We start from the raw sequence: 15,615 nt of genomic DNA, 5'->3' as shown, positions 1-15,615 counted from the left end.
TGCGGCAAGGGGAATTGCTTAAGACAATTATACATCAGGCCTCTGTCCGATATAACCCGCAAAACCGGACAAAGGAGAGGATCAGAAATTGGCAATCGGACAATTCGGACCAGCATTAGAACAAGTGTTAAAGCGCTCAGGCGATACCAGGGAGAAGGCAGGGCTCATCGTCCATGCTGACGCTTCATTAATAGGGAAAATCGCCAGAGGGACCCGTAAGGCATCAAATCCAGTCATGAGTGCGGCAGCTGAGCATTACGATGACGGTCAACTTTATCTGGCAGCGGCGGCGGAGGTCACCGGTGGTGCTTCTGCTCCTTGGCTGGATAATGTGGACCTACATAGAGCAAGCGTGATGTTCAAAACAATAGAAGAGGTCAAGGAAGTACTGGAAGCCTCCAGCGACGCTCCAATCAGCAAGACAAACAAGCAGCTCAATGATTTGGAACGAAAGCAGATCAAGCGGTTGTTGATGGAGACGGTAGAGGCAATTACGGCACTTACTCATCTGGCCGCTGTGCTTTGCAAGGAATATTCCTTCAGTTGGTTATCGACCTGGAAAGAACACCGTGCGGACCTGAAGGCCAAACAATACATGAAATGAGGGAATCTGAAATGATAACACTCGAACAATTGGAAGGGGAAGCGAGATTCGTGGCACAAAACGCTAAGCACAACCTGAAGCTGGTTAAGCAGCAGGCAGCGGTAATTGACCCGGCAAAGCTGGAGAACAACATTAAGTGGCTTGAAATGATGATTTCTTTGCATCAGAAGGATCTGGCAGCAGCAAAGGAACAAATGAAAAAAGCCCGCCTGGCAGGGCGGACCTCGTTGAGAACTCGTCTAAAGTATCTCGTTGCGTCCATTTTACGGGACGATGACCGTAAAAGCAAGGGGGAAGCGGTGTGACAGAGCAGGAAGTGCAGGAATTCGCCGTAGCCCTGGTGTCATCTTATCTCCATTACAGACAACGGTGGTTTGAAGCTCTGGACTTGACGCAAGCAGCGTACTCAGATCGATTCACCGATCCTCACCGTTACAACCGGGCTGTTAAACAGAACGAGAAGGCCACACATAACTGGGATTTGATTTCAGATATTACGAACCACCTTTTTACTCCCACTATCAAGACAGCGTTCGATGTGGAGTTGAAACGTAGAGAAAAAGCTATATGAGCAGCGGCTTCGGCCCCTGTCTCCAAGCGTCGACCCTTAGAAATAACCTTTCCTCCGGGTTGGCGTTTGGAGATGCGGCTGACGCATCCAAGGTGGTGGCAGAACGAGTATGCAGCGCCTTAAAACGAAAAGTGAAGTAGGAGTGAAATTCTCCGGCGCTCATAAGAGTTTGTACGGCATGATCGTACAGAAAAACGCCCACTTAGCCTTTCCGGTGAAGCTTGCCCGAAACATGGCGGCCATAAACTACGATGCAAACCGATGCCGGGTTCAAGTCCCGGCCCACCTTGATCTTACATAGGAAGGAGGACAAGAGAAATGACTTTACAGAAACGGATTGAGAAAGCAGTTCAGACACTTAAAGATTTTCAAAACGCAGTGGACGATGCGAAACAAACGACAACTGATATCTTGGTCAGCATTTCGGACTTCATTGATGATGATCTGAACGATTTGGTTGACGAACTCGAAGCAGTTGCAGATGAAGTCGGAGATGTGGAAGAAAAGCTGGAAGTGCTAGAAATTGCGCTGGATGAGCTTAAGGAAGGGAGTGAACCGGTTTGAATATCGACACAGGCGAATTGATCCGCCTTAAGCAATCTCAGCCCGTACCGGGTGGATTTGTACCGATTCCACGGGAGCTGCAGCGCGAAGCCAATAAACATTTGAGTGAAAAAGACAGCGTGATTGTCGATCTTTCATCCAACGGACCATTGTCCAAATGGGCTAAGGCCCAACGGAAGAAGCGCCGGAAGGCTGTTCGTGAATCTCGCAAGCAAAACCGCAAATAAAAAACGCCCCGTTGCACCGGGACGCCTGCTCTTTGAAAACTGAATTATCAACTTGCCTCCATCTTAGCAGGTGGAGGCGCACTACACAAGAGGGAGTGAATGGAATGTCAACTGCCTATTCTGCTGACATTAGCGGTCAGCGCATCGAAGTAGAGATTGTACCTCCTACTAATTACTCGCCACCGGTGCTTTCGATCAGGCAGCAGTTCGGGACCTTTCAACTGCATGCTGATCCCGAGCAACTGGCCGAAGTCGAATATGCCATCCGGACTTATCTGGAAGGTATCCGTTATCCCAAAACACCTGATCAACAAATGATCTTAAATGCCGAATGTGAATCGGCTATCGAGGAGGGGATCGCTTGAAGCGTATCAATCTGGAGCGCCTGACGCTCCGCAATTTCAAAGGGATTAAAGAACTTGTCCTCGCCATCAACGGCGGGGACGCTAATGTCTATGGCGATAACGCCACTGGGAAGACAACCGTCTTTGACGGTTTTGTCTGGCTCTTATTCGGTAAGGACAGTCAGAACAAGGCCGACTTCGAAATCAAAGGCTTGGACGGTGCCGGTAAGGTCCTACAGCACAAGCTGGAGCATGAGGTCGAGGGAGTTTTCCTGATCGATGGCCGCCGCCGGACGTTCCGCCGGGTTTATTCGGAGAAGTGGACGAAGAAGCGCGGATCCGCAACGGACGCCTTCGAAGGGCATGAGACGAATTACTTCTTGGATGGCGTTCCTGTGAAAAAGGGTGAGTACACCGCCGAAGTAGATTCTCTGATTAAAGAAGAACTGTTCAAGCTTTTGACTTCACCTTCTTACTTCAATGAACAAATGAAGAAGGAGGATCGCAGGAAGACACTGCTGGAAGTATGCGGTGACCTGACGGATGCCGAAGTAATCCATGGCAACAAGGAGCTTGCTCCGCTTCCCGGAATCCTGAACGGACGTGACCTTGACTCTCACAAGAAGGTTATCTCCTCCCGGTGTACCGTGATCAATAAGGAGATCAAGGAGCTGCCGGTGCGGATCAGTGAAGTCCAGCGACAAATGCCGGATGTTTCGGAGCTGGATGAAGATTCTCTTAAAGAAGACATGGCGGTCCTCCGGAACAGGGTTGTATCAGGGGAAGCTGAATTGTCCCGGATTCTCTCCGGTGGCGAAGTGGCCGTGAAGGAGAAACGGCTGCGAGAGATTGAGGGCGAGCTGATTGCCATTAAGAGCCGCATGCAGTCGGATGTGCTGGATAAGGTAGCTCTAAAACGCGATGCAGTCAACCAAATGCATATGGAAGTCAATCGGTACCGCAGGGACATTGAGGATAAGCAGCAGCGTATTCAGATTAATGAGCGGAAGGCCAAGGATCGCCAGCAGGAAGCGGATCGTCTACGGACAGAGTTTGCTGAACTGAAGGGTTTAACCTTTGAACCTGCTGCTGATCACGATGCTCATTGCTCCGCTTGCGGACAGTCCTTACCTGAAGATCAGGTCAAGGCTGCTCATGACAAGGCAGAGGCTGATTTTAACCGTAGATTGGCCGAGCGAAAGGAACGTATTAACGCTTCCGGTAAAGCGGCAGTCGCCGAAGCTCAGAAGTTTGAACAGGAGATTGTTCGGTTCAGTGGAGAGGTTGAAAGCCTGAAGAGCGCACTGCAACTGCTCCAAGCAGAGTTGACGGACGCCGAAGCTGAGTTGACCGATCTTCGAGCTGGTGTGAAAGACCCTGCAGCGGATCCGGATTATGCCAACAAGCAGGCTGAGGCAGCGACAGTACAGCAGCAGATCAGCGATCTGAAAGCTTCTTCTAATGATGCTGCAGCTGCTGTTCGGAGCGATATCCGGCAGCAACGTTCTGAGATCGAGGAAATGGAGCGGGATCTTGCTAAATTTGATGGTGTCCGCCGCGCGCAGCTGCGTGTGACGGAGCTGGAGAACCAGGAGCGGGAGCTCGCCGGAGAGTATGAGCGTCTGCAGCATGAACTGTTCCTCTGTGAAGAATTCACCAAGACCAAGGTCAACATGCTGGATGCCAAGATCAACAGTAAATTCAAGCTTGCCCGGTTCCGCCTCTTCGAAGATCAGATCAATGGTGGGATCAAGGAAGTCTGCGACACGCTCTATAAGGGCGTTCCTTACGACGGCGGCCTGAACAATGCCGCTCGGATCAATGTGGGCCTGGACATCATCAATACGCTGGGTGAGCATTACGGCTTCAGTGCTCCGATCTTCGTAGACAATGCGGAGGCCGTTACCAAACTGATCGGAACGGATGCGCAGGTTATAAGGCTGGTAGTAAGCGAGGCTGATAAGAAGCTGCGCATTGAGACGGCAGCTATACAGGAGGCGATTTAATTGAGTACTACAGATCATGCAAAACAGCAGGCAGCTCCGACGGTAGTTGCTAAGAAGGAACCCACCCAATCGGAACGCTTCATGACAAAGGTCATTTCCGAATTTGGTTCCAGTGTCGGCGAGGTTGCCCTCACTAATTTCCAAAAGCGGTTGGCTCAGAATTACTTTATTGCTTTGGACGCCATCCTGAAACTAACTGAGGAAAAAAGACTGAAAAAAGCAGAGAAGTACCGCGATGCACTGCCGGTTACCTGGCAGAACGTGAACATGGAAAAACTCGCTCGTGATGTAGTCGCAATGGCTAGGGTTGGCTTTGATCCTTCGCAACCGAATCATATCAACCCTATTCCTTACAAAAACAAGCATACGAACAAATACGATATTACCTTTATCGAAGGATACCGGGGCATTGAGCTTAAGGCTACGAAATACGGCCTGGACGTTCCGGATCATGTGACCGTTGAACTTGTTTATTCCACTGACAAGTTCAGACCAGTTAAGAAGGACTCCAAAAATAAATATGAAGGCTATGAATTTGAAATTGTTAATGCGTTTGATCGCGGAGATATCGTCGGTGGCTTCTATTATCACAGCTTTTCTCAGGCTCCTGAGAAGAACAAGCTTGTGATTATGACAAAGAAAGATATTGAAAAGAGAAAACCGGATCATGCTTCTGCTGAATTCTGGGGAGGCGAAAAAGATAAATGGGAAAATGGTAAAAACGTCGGAAAGGAAACGGTAGAAGGATGGTACGACAAGATGGCCTGGAAGACTATTTACCGCGCAGCTTATGGAGACATCACTATCGACTCTCAGAAGATCGATGATGATTACCTCCGACTGAAGCAAATGGAGAGTGATTTTGCAGAGGCGGAAGTTGACGAGGAAATCCGAGCTAATGCAAATAGAACCATTATTGATGTTACGCCTGATGATCCACCAGCCAGTTCGCCCGATAGTCAGCCGGAAGATCCTACAGGCAGCCCTGACCCATATGATTTCTCTGAGGATGTCCCTCCAAAGGGTGCGTCTTCTAATGCGAATCCAGACGATGAAGTACTCTTTTAGCCTATGATCGACATCCAATGTCTCGGCTCCAGCAGTGCCGGTAATGCCTACCGTATATCGGATGGTCATACCGCTCTTCTGCTGGAAGCTGGTTTTCCTTATAAGTCGATTCAGAGGGCCCTTAACTTCCGGATGTTGGACATTGCTGGTTGCCTCATCACACATGAGCACCTGGATCATAGCAAGGCTGCTCCTGACATTATGAGAGCAGGCATCAACATTTACACCAGTGCAGGGACGGCAGCAGCCAGAGGGTTATCAGGTCATCGCCTGAAGGTCATCAAGGCGCTGGAGCAGTTCACGATAGGCACCTGGACGATTCTACCGTTCGATATTCAGCATGATGTGGAGGAGCCTCTGGGCTTCCTACTGGCGAATACAGCAGGTGATAAACTGGTCTTCCTGACAGATACCTATTACTGCCGGCATCGCTTCAGCGGACTGACTCACATCATGGTGGAGTGCAATTACTCCCGGGACATCGTCAATGAGCGAGTGGCTTCCGGCCACCTTCATCCCGCGCAAAAGAAACGGCTGCTTCGGTCTCATTTCTCCCTGGAGAATGTAAAGGATTTCTTGAAAGCCAATGATACCCGGAATGCTGAGGAGATCTGGCTGCTGCACCTGTCTGATGGGAACAGCGATGCCGAGCGCTTCAAGCAAGAGATTCAGGAGACCACCGGTGCGCTCGTCCGGGTAGCAGATCGATGAACGGGCCAATGGGAGAACGGATCTGGATCAGCATGATCAGTGAACGATTGTGGGCCTTGCGGTCATCTGACCCGGAATCATTCAAAGCAGAGGTCAAAGAGTACTTCGCTCGGGGGCATCCGGGCTTCACCGTGGTCCGAGCAAAGTATCCGCACATTTATATTCAGGACGATAGAAACAATCAAGTGAATTAGCACGGCTGCTGCGGGAGGGGGGAGTGAATGACGGAGTCAGCCAGAGAACCAACTATGGCCGGCCTCCTTAACCAGTATGAAGCGATAGGCGGTCCTGAGGAATACGGACCAGAGGGAATTGCAATCATGGTCGCCTTATGGCGGAAATCTTGCAAGCTGGGATGGAAGCGGGCTTTCCAAATGACAAACACTGAGCTTACACTTCAAACCGGAATAAAGAGTCGGGATACCATTAACACACATCGTAGTAAACTCGTCAATGCCGGATTGATCGGCTATACTTCCCCTCCTCGGGGGAGTGCTAAGGGTAGTTACACGGTCAGTTTTGATCTAATAGTTGTCGGCGAACCTGTCCGAAATTCGGACCACTTTAATATAGTTGGTGAAGAAGTGGTCCAAAAACCGGACTACTTTTCAAAAGCTGACGGTGAAGCTGTCCGAAAATTGGACCACTTTCCCGACACTGTATTAAAAGATCTTAGTACTACTATTACTTCTACTACTGACAATGAGTTCGCTGATGAGATTGATCAAGGCAAGCCAGGAGATATGTTCGAACTTTTAAATGCCTTTTGCAAAATGAATCACAGACTTGATATTCACATTTCCCCACGTGAACGCGAAGCCATGGGTAGGATGGTCGCCGGAGGTACGCCTAACCCTTTTACCATCCGAACTATGGAGAGCCTGCTTCAGGCAAAGCGAGAACGCGAGGGAGACGGCTTTAAGTATCCCACAAGCTTTTTATACTACGTGGACGGGATTAAAAAAGCATGGCTGAACTCCCAAACTACCGCAGCACCGACTGACGGAGTCGCCCCGGGAGAGCCGCCAGATAAGCCGCAGCACCAAACCAAACAGCAACGAGAGCTTGCAGAATTAGACATGATGATCGAGGAGGAACGACGACGTGGAGAAACTGGAGGTCATTCTTCTGGTCCGCACCATTAAGGCCAACTATCCCGGGTTTGACAAGTCGCCTGAAAACATTGAACGGCTGTACAAATACCTGAAGGATTTCCCGTTTGAAGCTGCCAGGGAGAATGTTGACGCCCATATCAAGACAAAGGAATTTCCGCCAAATGTTGCGGAGATTCGTGGCCGTCTCGGGGAGCAGATCGAGCGGGAGCAGATGAAAATTCTGACTGATCAGCACTTTGCTAATCTCGACACCTGGAGCGCCAGCAGCAAACCGCCGCCTGAAGGGTACTGGGACGAAGTAAAGCGGAAGATTCGAGGCGAAGCAAATGCTGAATCGTGAAGAAATGCTGGAGCAGATGGGCATTCAGCCACCGATTGATCTTGAAGCAGAGCAGGCAGTTCTTGGAGCCGCACTCTTGGACCAGACGGCTTACGATGCTGCTGCCGACATCTTGCAGGGGGGAGAATTCAGTGACAAAGGCCATGCCCGAATCTTCCGGGCTATGCGCAAGCTGAACGACGCTGAGCTGCCGATCGATATGGTCAGCTTGACCTCCCAGCTAAAAGACAGTGAGGAGCTCGAGAAAGTCGGCGGGGTCAGTTATCTGGCTCGGATGGCTGGAGCTGTTCCGACCGTGGCAAACGCCGGATATTATGCGGAGCGGGTACAGGAAATGTTCCTACGGCGCCAAGCCATAGACACTGCAATGGATCTGCTGCGAAATGCTGGTGAGGAACAGGATGTGAAAGGCTTCATCGCGATGGCAGAACATGCTGTCTCGAAGCTCTCCGATCAGTCGGTTCCAGCTCGAGAGTTTGCCACCATGAAGGACGTTCTGATGCAGGTCTGGGAAGACGCCGAACAGCGGTACAGCGTGCGGGAAACATCACGAGGGATCACTGGTATCCGGTCCGGGTTTGACGATCTCGACAAGATGACCTCCGGATTCCAGCGTAATGATCTGATCATTGTTGCAGCCCGGCCATCGGTGGGAAAGACAGCGTTCGCCTTGAACATCGCTCAGAACGTGGCAGTTCGTGCCAAAGAGACAGTTGCCGTATTTAGCCTTGAGATGTCCAATGCTCAACTCGTGCAGCGCATGGTCTGTGCTGAAGGCAACATCGATGCGAGCCGGATGCGGACCGGGCACTTCGAGGAAGATGATTGGCAGAAGATGTCCATGGCGATGGGATCTCTATCCGAGGCTGACATCTACATCGACGATACTCCAGGAATCACGGTCAACGAGATTCGTTCCAAGTGCCGGCGGCTCAAGAAGGAAAAAGGCCTCGGTATGATTGTCATTGACTACCTGCAGCTTATCCAGGGTAGAGGGCAGCGGGGAGTGAACCGGCAGGAAGAGGTGTCTCAGATCAGCCGGACGCTGAAGCAGCTTGCGCGGGAACTTGAGGTTCCAGTGATTGCCCTGTCCCAGCTCAGCCGCGGTGTGGAGCAACGCCAGGACAAACGCCCGATGATGAGCGACCTTCGGGAGTCTGGCTCCATCGAGCAGGATGCCGATATCGTAGCCTTCTTGTACCGAGATGACTATTACGATAAGGAATCCGAGAAGAAGAACATCATCGAGATCATTATCTCAAAGCAGCGGAATGGCCCGGTGGGCACGGTAGAGCTGGTGTTCCTGAAGGAATTCAATAAATTCGTCAACTACGAGCGGGCACACAGCGACATTCCGGCTCCGCCGGATGATATTGATAAACGCAAATGGGCATGAGAAAGGGGAATTGTGATGAAGCAGGAAAAGCGGCCAACACGCCGGCAGAAGCTTGAAATTCAGGCAGCTGGCTTAATTGCGGGGAATTGGTTTGTGGAGCGGGATACGCGTGAACAGTTAGTACTGATAAATCGGTACTCCGGCAAGCCCCGGACGATCCGGAGGGCAGTGTCGTGAGTGCCTGGAATTACTGGCACGTCTATCACTTCATGGTCACCTACTACCAGAACACGGGGCTCGTACCGGAGCGCTTGGTTCTGCTGGCAGAATTCGCAGAGTTGGATCCTGAACAGGTGGACGAAGGAATCGCCGAATTTGATTTGGTGATGGGTAAGCGGCAGAGGGGAGCTGAGCAGATTGGCTAAGAAGCGCAAACTGATCGACCCATTCTTTCAGCGCCGTAATTACTTCGTCATCCGTGATGACAGCGGCCGGATTGCTGGTACGGTGTATGTTCTCGACTCAGGGATGATGCCACAAGGGCAGCGGGGAGGGAAGCCGAATGATTCAGTTCACCGTTTACGGGGAGCCAGTCGCCCAGGGCCGGCCTAAGTTCAGCACTGCGGGCGGCTTCACGAGAGCCTATGATCCGGCCAAGTCCCGGGACTATAAGGATTATGTTCGGCTGGCCGCCCGGGAGTTCGCGCCGGCAGCTCTGCTGGAGGGGCCACTTGGGATTGCCGTCACTGCATACAGAACGATGCCAAAAAGCATCAGTAAATATCCTGCTAAGGCGGCGGCAGCTGAGCGCGGCGAGATCCTCCCGGTCACCAAGCCGGATGCAGACAATTACCTGAAAGGGGTGAAGGATGCTCTGAAGGGCATTATCTGGAAGGATGACAGCCAGGTGGTGGATGCATTTGTTCGGAAGCGGTATAGTAACCGGCCGCGCATTGAAGTGAAGATCAAGGAATTAACTTAATCCAAACATGAAGGGAATGGGGAATTGTGGGATATCTCGATTTTAAAGGATTGGTAAAGAAGGTTGACTTGAAGGCTGACGGTGACGTGAACATCTTGCTGGTTGTGGCCGGGGAAGATCTTCGCGGAAAGATTGAATGGCTGCATGAAATGATCGGGGATAAGGTGACGGCATCGCTGGATTCCGCAGTGGTCAATTACAACATTGAGATCAACGCCCGGACAGAGAAGCCGATCAAGACCTACCGGGTGGATAACGGCGTTGTTTCCGAGGTGAAGCCTGAGGGTGAGCAGCTTGCGATGGACCTGGGGCTGCCCGCCGAGAAGATTGAGATCAAGCAACTGCCGGCAGAGATCGAACTGGCCATCATCGAAGAATTCATCCAGTCCGGCCTGGCACCGACCTTCGAGGATTTGGATTATGATTTCGTCGCCTTCTCCCTGCGTTTGGCCGGCGGGGAGACTTACATGAAGATCGCTTCCGAGCTCGGGATCAGCAGCGGCAAGATCGTCGAAAAGATTGATGAATACCGCAAGCGTGTAGCCCCTTCCGCAGCAGCTTGGCATGAGTGGATGCAGTCCCAGGGTGTAGCCCCTTCCGCAGCAGCGGAGGCAGCTCCAGTCACTGAAGATGGCGGTTCGGCTGAAGGTGAAGACGGAGATATCGTTATTGAAGAAGCAGATGGCCCTGTTCAAGATGGTGAAGGCGATGGATTCGTGCCGGAGTGGGATGCAGAAGGCGGACAGCCTGGAGGTGACCCCGCCGGTGAACCAGGTCAGGACCCAGCAGACCCTACAGATGCTGAGGAAGTGGATAAAGACGAGTTGGATGCCTTCATTCTGAAGGAACGCCCGATCTTCCCAGAAATTGAGCATCAAGGGCAGCCTATCCCGTTCCCGGAGCTGATTGAGAAGCGGGCTAAGGAAGACAAGACTTGGCTGGAGATCGCTGTTTCTCAGGGAATGACCAAGGGACAGTTCCAGGGGAAATTCAGCGCCTACAAGAAACTGGCAGCTAAGAAAATGAAGGGTGGCGGAGGAGCAGCGTAAGCTGCTTCTTCTCTTACAAAGGAGGGAGCGCGATGTTCATCGATTTCGGGATGCTCATGCAGCTGCGTTATGGAGCTATGCTGAGCGTTCACGCTGATGCAATTTGGCAAGCCTCTATCCAGAGCTTTAATGAGGAACGACTACTCAAGCTGATCGACCAGGCACTGGATGATTCGGACCCGGAAGCGTTCTTTCAGTACTCGGCGGAACTGGCCGGAGTAAGGGCGGTGCAGGATTATGGGCAAGTCACATCGGCGTCCAAAGGATGAATCCATCCGGAAGTTAGCAGACCGGATCACCCGGGCGGTTAAGGCCCACGGAATCACCGTACAGCGGTATGACGCCTTCACCACTAACAGTGTTTACCTCAAATTTGATTACGGCGTGGCGAACAGCGTCCGGATTAGTGATCACATGGGTAAGCTCAGCCGCTCTAATCGCTTCAATTTACTGAAGAACATCGATCACAGTTATGTCGAACTGGATCGCTATCTCAAATACTTCTACTGTACCAATGATTTGGATAAGTTAGTCGCTGACATTATCCAGAATCGCAAGGACCAGGTCGAGAAGTACGGACCACGGTACTATGATTTCCTGATGAAGCGAAATAGAGCGGCTAACACCGACACTAAGGGATTTTGGAGCAAAGCCAGGATTGTATAAATCAGGAGGGATTCATTATGAAGAAAGTGATACACGATGCATTGGCAGGCCTGATGCCTAAGCTGCGTATGGTACAGGCAGCGATCGAAGGAGCGGAGGAAGGCTGGACAGAAAATTATGACCGCAATGATCCTCAGGACCAGTATCTGCGGAAAGAGTATGGAGCAATTGGTGAACGGATTGATGACATCCGGACTGCATTTGATCTGTTGAATGCTCAAGTGGTAGCGGAAGGGCAACTCGCAAAGAACGGCTTGGGCCGTTATGAAGTCGGCGGTTTCGAATTGAATTCCGGATCGCGGGTTGAATACCTGCAACGTGGCGAACACGGATGGCCGGACATGTGGCGTGCAAGCCGGATCGAACACAATGGAGATTATTACATCGTCGCCGAGCCAGAGCTACCGTTGGCGGGGGTGTTGGTAAGGGTCAAACGCGTAAAGCGCTTTGGTTGAGCTATGAACTGGCGCGCTGCGACTCCCCAGCAATTACGAATGATTATGTGGGACACCGGCGCGCACCCGGTTCTGCGGCAGGAGGCTGCTGCGGAGCTGTTCCGGCGCCGCCGGCAGAAGTGGGGCAAGACCAACTACAAAATGAAGAGGGTGTATCCGCGATGAAAACAGTCATTCGCTTCAGAGACGACAACGGCCGGATTATGACGGCGCGGGAAGAGGAGCTGCCGAGCGCGAATCGGGTACTTGTCCGGTTCAGCATAGCGATGTTTGTTCTCTGGCTGCTGCTGAGCTGCCTTATATAGAAAGGATGCTGAATAATGACCAGACTGCAGGCGGTATATGCAATAAGCGATATCCTCCAGCATTGCGGGGTCTGCCCGCAGCGTGTGGAGCTTAACCAGAAGCACGGCAGCACTTATTCCAAGATAGACGGGAACTGCAACAAGCAGTGTCCGGTGGGCGGGCTGCTGCAGTTACAAGGTCGGGAATTGGTACGTGATCATACGTGAAAGGGCGTGAAGCTTTGGGCTTACCAGAAAACATCATCTATAAAACTGCAGCGTTCCTCTTTGCGGGGATCGGCGGGGCCACGGCCGGAGCAATGCGCTCAACAGTTGAATTTGGCGGCAAGGTTTATAAGTTCAAGGTGCTGTGCTCGATCGATAACGATCCGGTAGCATGCCGCAATCATGATTTGATCTGTGGTGAGAATACATCCGTTGTAATGGATTTGTTCAAGCGTTGGCAATATGAAGCCTGGCACGGACATGAGGCGCCTGATACTTGGAGGGAAACAACGCCTTGGGATATCTGGCTGGCATTCAAGGAGCAGGTCCCGTTCTTCCTGTTCCTCTCACCACCATGCAAGGGACTCAGCGGACTGCTTCCGTCTGATAGAGCTGCTTCAGCTCAATATCAGGCACTTAATTTCCTTACTGTTCATGGATTGGAAATGGCTTTGCAGGCTTGTCTGGAATATGGGGGATCCATCCCGGCAGTCATTCAACTGGAGAATGTACCGAGAATCACCAGTCGGGGCAAACCTTTATTGAAGCAAATTCTGAAGATGCTTAAGAAATACGGATATGAGGTAAGTGTTCGGTCTGATCATAACCTGGGCACCATTGGTGGGCTTGGGCAAAATCGAGTGCGGTTTCTTCTTAAGGCTCGCGATCCGAAGCAGATTCCAAATGTGATTTATTACCCTGAAGCTAAGCCCATGAAGAGCATCGGAGAGGTACTTGGACCCTTGCCTGCCCCAGGAGATACAGTTGCAGGCGGTCCGATGAACAAATTACAGCAGCTGCAGTGGAAGACTTGGATGCGATTGGCCCTTATACTCGCCGGCGGAGATTGGCGAGATCTGAACAAGGTCGATTGGCAGAACTTGCGAATTGCACATGAACCGCGGCGAGGGGCATACGAAGTGGCTGATTGGAATGAACCGAGCAGAGCAGTAACCAGCACGGCGGGACCCGGTCGCAGCAATGGTGTTGCCGCAGTGTCGGACCCACGGCTTCATATTAACAGCGAAGGCAAGACAAATATTCTGCGGATACAATCGGTAGATGAACAATCCTCCTGCATAACCGGTGCTGCTGGACCATATCAGGGCGGAGCCAGCATCGCTGATCCTGCATTGAAGGAACGGCCTAGTCGTCACCCGGCAGCCTACCGGGTAGTGCGGGTTGACGAGGTGGCGCCATGTGTGACAGGTACGCGATTTGGCAGCGGGGCTATTGCCATTGCAGATCCTTTGCTGAAATGCACCCCACGGGCGGATAGCTACGGTGTCCAAGACTGGGATCAGCCAGCCAAGACAGTGATTGGCAGCGCCGATATTCATGCTTCAGCTGCAGCGGTAGCTGATCCGAGAATTCCGAAAGACAACGAACAGGGAGTTTGGGTGATAATCGCCCAAGATGGTACTTGGCACCGGCCGCTCACTACCTATGAACTCGCCATGCTGCAGAACTTCCCTACGCATCTTCCAGACGGCAGACCGTTCCAGCTTGAGGGCTGTAATGATGCCAAGGCACGGGAGTACATCGGGAATGCTGTTCCTCCGGGAGCTGAGGAGGCTATGGGCAATGTCATCCTGATGGCGGCAGCGGAAGCTGAAGCGGGCATATCCTTTCAGCTTAGCTGGAATCCGGTATGGGTGGCTCCTGGTGAGGAACAGAGGCCGACAGTGCTGCAATGATTAGGCCCACAACTGGGCAGTTGGACTTTAGTTTATGAGCAATCCAACAAGGATCCAAAATAATTTGTCACCTAAATGTAAAAGGAATGGAACTAATAGGTATTCAGTTATTAAGGGATGTTTAGTGACGAATTTGGTTACTTTCTCAGAAACTTTATTAATGATTTGCATGATATATAGCCTCCCGGCAATTGAGTAACCATCTTTAATGGTTCTGGTCCTTCATTACCGGGAGGAAAATCCCATTTACCTAATTTTCATAAAAAATAATTTATCGCTCACGGAGGGAACAGACATGCAGCCCGAACAGCTTGAGCTCTTCGAGATCACTCCCGACTACCGTGATCACAAGAAATACCGCGAAGGGATATTCAAGACCAAAGCGCAAATCAAAGCGGAACTGCTGGAGCTGGGCCGGGATCGCATATACCATGTTCTCTCCTTCGGCGGCGGCACGCAATCCGCACACTTGCTGGAGCAGCACTTTCAGGGACTTATCCATTATGACTACATCATATTTTCTGACACCGGTGCGGAGCCGCAGTTCATTCATGAGCAGGTTGCCTGGTGGCAGCGGCGGCAGCAGGCCTGCGGGAATACCACGCCTTTTATAATCACACATCACAGCAGCATGGAGCGTGGGCTGGAAGAAATGCTGATGCGCTACATCCATACGGACTATCAGCGGTTCCAAATGCCAGTATACTGCAGCACGATGGACCCGGTTACCGGAGAGATTAAGGCGGCAGGGATGATGCCCAGGCAGTGCACGGTGGACTTCAAGATTGTTCCCGTCAAGCAGGCGGCCCGCCGGGCGGTGCTGGAGCTTCATGGGCTGGGGTATCGGCAGCAGATGCCAGATAACATCGGGTTCATTATTGACATCGGCTTTTCATACGACGAGATCCGCCGGATCAACACCAGCCAGTCCCCGCAGTTCAAATACGTTCGGTTGGCTTATCCGCTGGTGGAGCAGAACGAGACTACGGCCGGCAGCATCCGGTTTCTGGAGGACAACAGATTCCCTACACGGCGTTCCCGCTGCTACCTCTGCCCCTTCAACTGTGATGGAGCCCGGGACATAGGGATGGACTGGGACGAGATTATCGAAGCGGAGCCCCTGTCCTTCCTGAAGGCCTGTTACTTCGACCAAGCGCTGCGAAAGGTTCAGCGTACCGGCAGCAAGATCATGAAGAGCATTCCATTCCTGCACTACAGCAGGCGGCCGCTGGACGAGGTTTACGCAGCAGAGCATGAGCGGATAAGCGCGGTGCATGGAGCGGAGCTGAACCGGTGGGTAAGCGGCTGGGAGGCGGCGATCCAGAAGAAATGGAATCCAGATGAGCTACTAATCAGGGCATAGCCCCTATA

Annotated in this window: 24 protein-coding genes; all 24 read left to right on the top strand. The window is 51.8% G+C overall.

Annotation, left to right across the window (positions count from 1 at the left end; all coding sequences use genetic code 11):
* Nucleotides 1-88 precede the first annotated feature (88 nt).
* The 24 genes from MKX70_RS24270 (at nucleotide 89) to MKX70_RS24155 (ending at nucleotide 15,607) form a co-directional block, all read left to right on the top strand.
* Nucleotides 89-604, top strand: coding sequence for an XRE family transcriptional regulator (locus tag MKX70_RS24270; protein WP_340841032.1), 516 nt, complete (start codon nucleotides 89-91; stop codon nucleotides 602-604).
* Between the two features lie 11 nt (nucleotides 605-615).
* Nucleotides 616-909 (top strand): hypothetical protein, encoded by a 294-nt coding sequence (locus MKX70_RS24265; RefSeq protein WP_340841030.1) that lies wholly within the window; start codon nucleotides 616-618, stop codon nucleotides 907-909.
* Nucleotides 906-1,175 carry a hypothetical protein gene (locus MKX70_RS24260; RefSeq protein WP_340841029.1) on the top strand — a complete coding sequence of 90 codons (270 nt, stop codon included), beginning with the start codon at nucleotides 906-908 and terminating at the stop codon, nucleotides 1,173-1,175. Before MKX70_RS24265 ends, MKX70_RS24260 begins: the two co-directional genes overlap by 4 nt.
* Nucleotides 1,176-1,493: 318 nt before the next feature.
* Nucleotides 1,494-1,739 (top strand): hypothetical protein, encoded by a 246-nt coding sequence (locus MKX70_RS24255; RefSeq protein ID WP_340841028.1) that lies wholly within the window; start codon nucleotides 1,494-1,496, stop codon nucleotides 1,737-1,739.
* Nucleotides 1,736-1,966, top strand: a complete 231-nt coding sequence (locus tag MKX70_RS24250) for a hypothetical protein (protein WP_340841027.1) — start codon at nucleotides 1,736-1,738, stop codon at nucleotides 1,964-1,966. The genes MKX70_RS24255 and MKX70_RS24250 overlap by 4 nt, the downstream gene beginning before the upstream one ends.
* Nucleotides 1,967-2,070: 104 nt before the next feature.
* Nucleotides 2,071-2,331: a hypothetical protein gene (locus MKX70_RS24245; protein WP_340841026.1), complete on the top strand. Its 261-nt coding sequence runs from the start codon at nucleotides 2,071-2,073 to the stop codon at nucleotides 2,329-2,331.
* Nucleotides 2,328-4,316: a hypothetical protein gene (locus MKX70_RS24240; RefSeq protein ID WP_340841025.1), complete on the top strand. Its 1,989-nt coding sequence runs from the start codon at nucleotides 2,328-2,330 to the stop codon at nucleotides 4,314-4,316. Before MKX70_RS24245 ends, MKX70_RS24240 begins: the two co-directional genes overlap by 4 nt.
* Nucleotides 4,317-5,384: a recombinational DNA repair protein (RecE pathway) gene (locus tag MKX70_RS24235; RefSeq protein ID WP_340841024.1), complete on the top strand. Its 1,068-nt coding sequence runs from the start codon at nucleotides 4,317-4,319 to the stop codon at nucleotides 5,382-5,384.
* Between the two features lie 3 nt (nucleotides 5,385-5,387).
* On the top strand, nucleotides 5,388-6,095 hold the full coding sequence (locus MKX70_RS24230) for an MBL fold metallo-hydrolase (protein WP_340841023.1): 708 nt from the start codon (nucleotides 5,388-5,390) through the stop codon (nucleotides 6,093-6,095).
* A 221-nt stretch (nucleotides 6,096-6,316) separates the two neighbouring features.
* Complete coding sequence (locus tag MKX70_RS24225; protein WP_340841022.1) at nucleotides 6,317-7,240, top strand: hypothetical protein; 924 nt, start codon at nucleotides 6,317-6,319, stop codon at nucleotides 7,238-7,240.
* Nucleotides 7,200-7,550 (top strand): replicative helicase loader/inhibitor, encoded by a 351-nt coding sequence (locus MKX70_RS24220; protein WP_340841021.1) that lies wholly within the window; start codon nucleotides 7,200-7,202, stop codon nucleotides 7,548-7,550. The genes MKX70_RS24225 and MKX70_RS24220 overlap by 41 nt, the downstream gene beginning before the upstream one ends.
* The gene (dnaB, locus tag MKX70_RS24215) at nucleotides 7,537-8,946 is read left to right on the top strand and encodes a replicative DNA helicase (RefSeq protein WP_340841020.1); all 1,410 of its coding nucleotides are present in this window, start codon (nucleotides 7,537-7,539) and stop codon (nucleotides 8,944-8,946) included. The genes MKX70_RS24220 and dnaB overlap by 14 nt, the downstream gene beginning before the upstream one ends.
* A gap of 15 nt (nucleotides 8,947-8,961) precedes the next feature.
* Nucleotides 8,962-9,123 (top strand): DUF6906 family protein, encoded by a 162-nt coding sequence (locus MKX70_RS24210; protein WP_340841019.1) that lies wholly within the window; start codon nucleotides 8,962-8,964, stop codon nucleotides 9,121-9,123.
* Nucleotides 9,120-9,311 (top strand): hypothetical protein, encoded by a 192-nt coding sequence (locus MKX70_RS24205; protein ID WP_340841018.1) that lies wholly within the window; start codon nucleotides 9,120-9,122, stop codon nucleotides 9,309-9,311. The genes MKX70_RS24210 and MKX70_RS24205 overlap by 4 nt, the downstream gene beginning before the upstream one ends.
* Nucleotides 9,312-9,448: 137 nt before the next feature.
* Nucleotides 9,449-9,868 carry a RusA family crossover junction endodeoxyribonuclease gene (locus MKX70_RS24200; RefSeq protein ID WP_340841017.1) on the top strand — a complete coding sequence of 140 codons (420 nt, stop codon included), beginning with the start codon at nucleotides 9,449-9,451 and terminating at the stop codon, nucleotides 9,866-9,868.
* Nucleotides 9,869-9,936: 68 nt separating this feature from the next.
* Complete coding sequence (locus tag MKX70_RS24195; protein ID WP_340841016.1) at nucleotides 9,937-10,917, top strand: hypothetical protein; 981 nt, start codon at nucleotides 9,937-9,939, stop codon at nucleotides 10,915-10,917.
* Between the two features lie 32 nt (nucleotides 10,918-10,949).
* Nucleotides 10,950-11,186 (top strand): IDEAL domain-containing protein, encoded by a 237-nt coding sequence (locus MKX70_RS24190; RefSeq protein WP_340841015.1) that lies wholly within the window; start codon nucleotides 10,950-10,952, stop codon nucleotides 11,184-11,186.
* On the top strand, nucleotides 11,155-11,583 hold the full coding sequence (locus MKX70_RS24185) for a hypothetical protein (RefSeq protein ID WP_340841014.1): 429 nt from the start codon (nucleotides 11,155-11,157) through the stop codon (nucleotides 11,581-11,583). The genes MKX70_RS24190 and MKX70_RS24185 overlap by 32 nt, the downstream gene beginning before the upstream one ends.
* A gap of 17 nt (nucleotides 11,584-11,600) precedes the next feature.
* Nucleotides 11,601-12,038 (top strand): DUF5348 domain-containing protein, encoded by a 438-nt coding sequence (locus tag MKX70_RS24180; RefSeq protein WP_340841013.1) that lies wholly within the window; start codon nucleotides 11,601-11,603, stop codon nucleotides 12,036-12,038.
* Between the two features lie 39 nt (nucleotides 12,039-12,077).
* Nucleotides 12,078-12,203 carry a hypothetical protein gene (locus MKX70_RS24175; RefSeq protein WP_340841012.1) on the top strand — a complete coding sequence of 42 codons (126 nt, stop codon included), beginning with the start codon at nucleotides 12,078-12,080 and terminating at the stop codon, nucleotides 12,201-12,203.
* Nucleotides 12,200-12,343, top strand: coding sequence for a hypothetical protein (locus tag MKX70_RS24170; protein ID WP_340841011.1), 144 nt, complete (start codon nucleotides 12,200-12,202; stop codon nucleotides 12,341-12,343). The genes MKX70_RS24175 and MKX70_RS24170 overlap by 4 nt, the downstream gene beginning before the upstream one ends.
* Nucleotides 12,344-12,358: 15 nt before the next feature.
* Nucleotides 12,359-12,550 (top strand): zinc-finger domain-containing protein, encoded by a 192-nt coding sequence (locus MKX70_RS24165; protein ID WP_340841010.1) that lies wholly within the window; start codon nucleotides 12,359-12,361, stop codon nucleotides 12,548-12,550.
* Between the two features lie 14 nt (nucleotides 12,551-12,564).
* Nucleotides 12,565-14,244 carry a DNA cytosine methyltransferase gene (locus tag MKX70_RS24160; protein ID WP_340841009.1) on the top strand — a complete coding sequence of 560 codons (1,680 nt, stop codon included), beginning with the start codon at nucleotides 12,565-12,567 and terminating at the stop codon, nucleotides 14,242-14,244.
* Nucleotides 14,245-14,539: 295 nt separating this feature from the next.
* The gene (locus MKX70_RS24155) at nucleotides 14,540-15,607 is read left to right on the top strand and encodes a hypothetical protein (RefSeq protein WP_340841008.1); all 1,068 of its coding nucleotides are present in this window, start codon (nucleotides 14,540-14,542) and stop codon (nucleotides 15,605-15,607) included.
* Nucleotides 15,608-15,615: the final 8 nt, after the last annotated feature.

The organism is Paenibacillus sp. FSL R7-0312 (genome assembly GCF_038004445.1).
Lineage (GTDB): Bacteria > Bacillota > Bacilli > Paenibacillales > Paenibacillaceae > Paenibacillus_AQ.
Note: the sequence above shows the minus strand (reverse complement) of the source record. Positions and strands in the feature narration are given on the sequence as shown.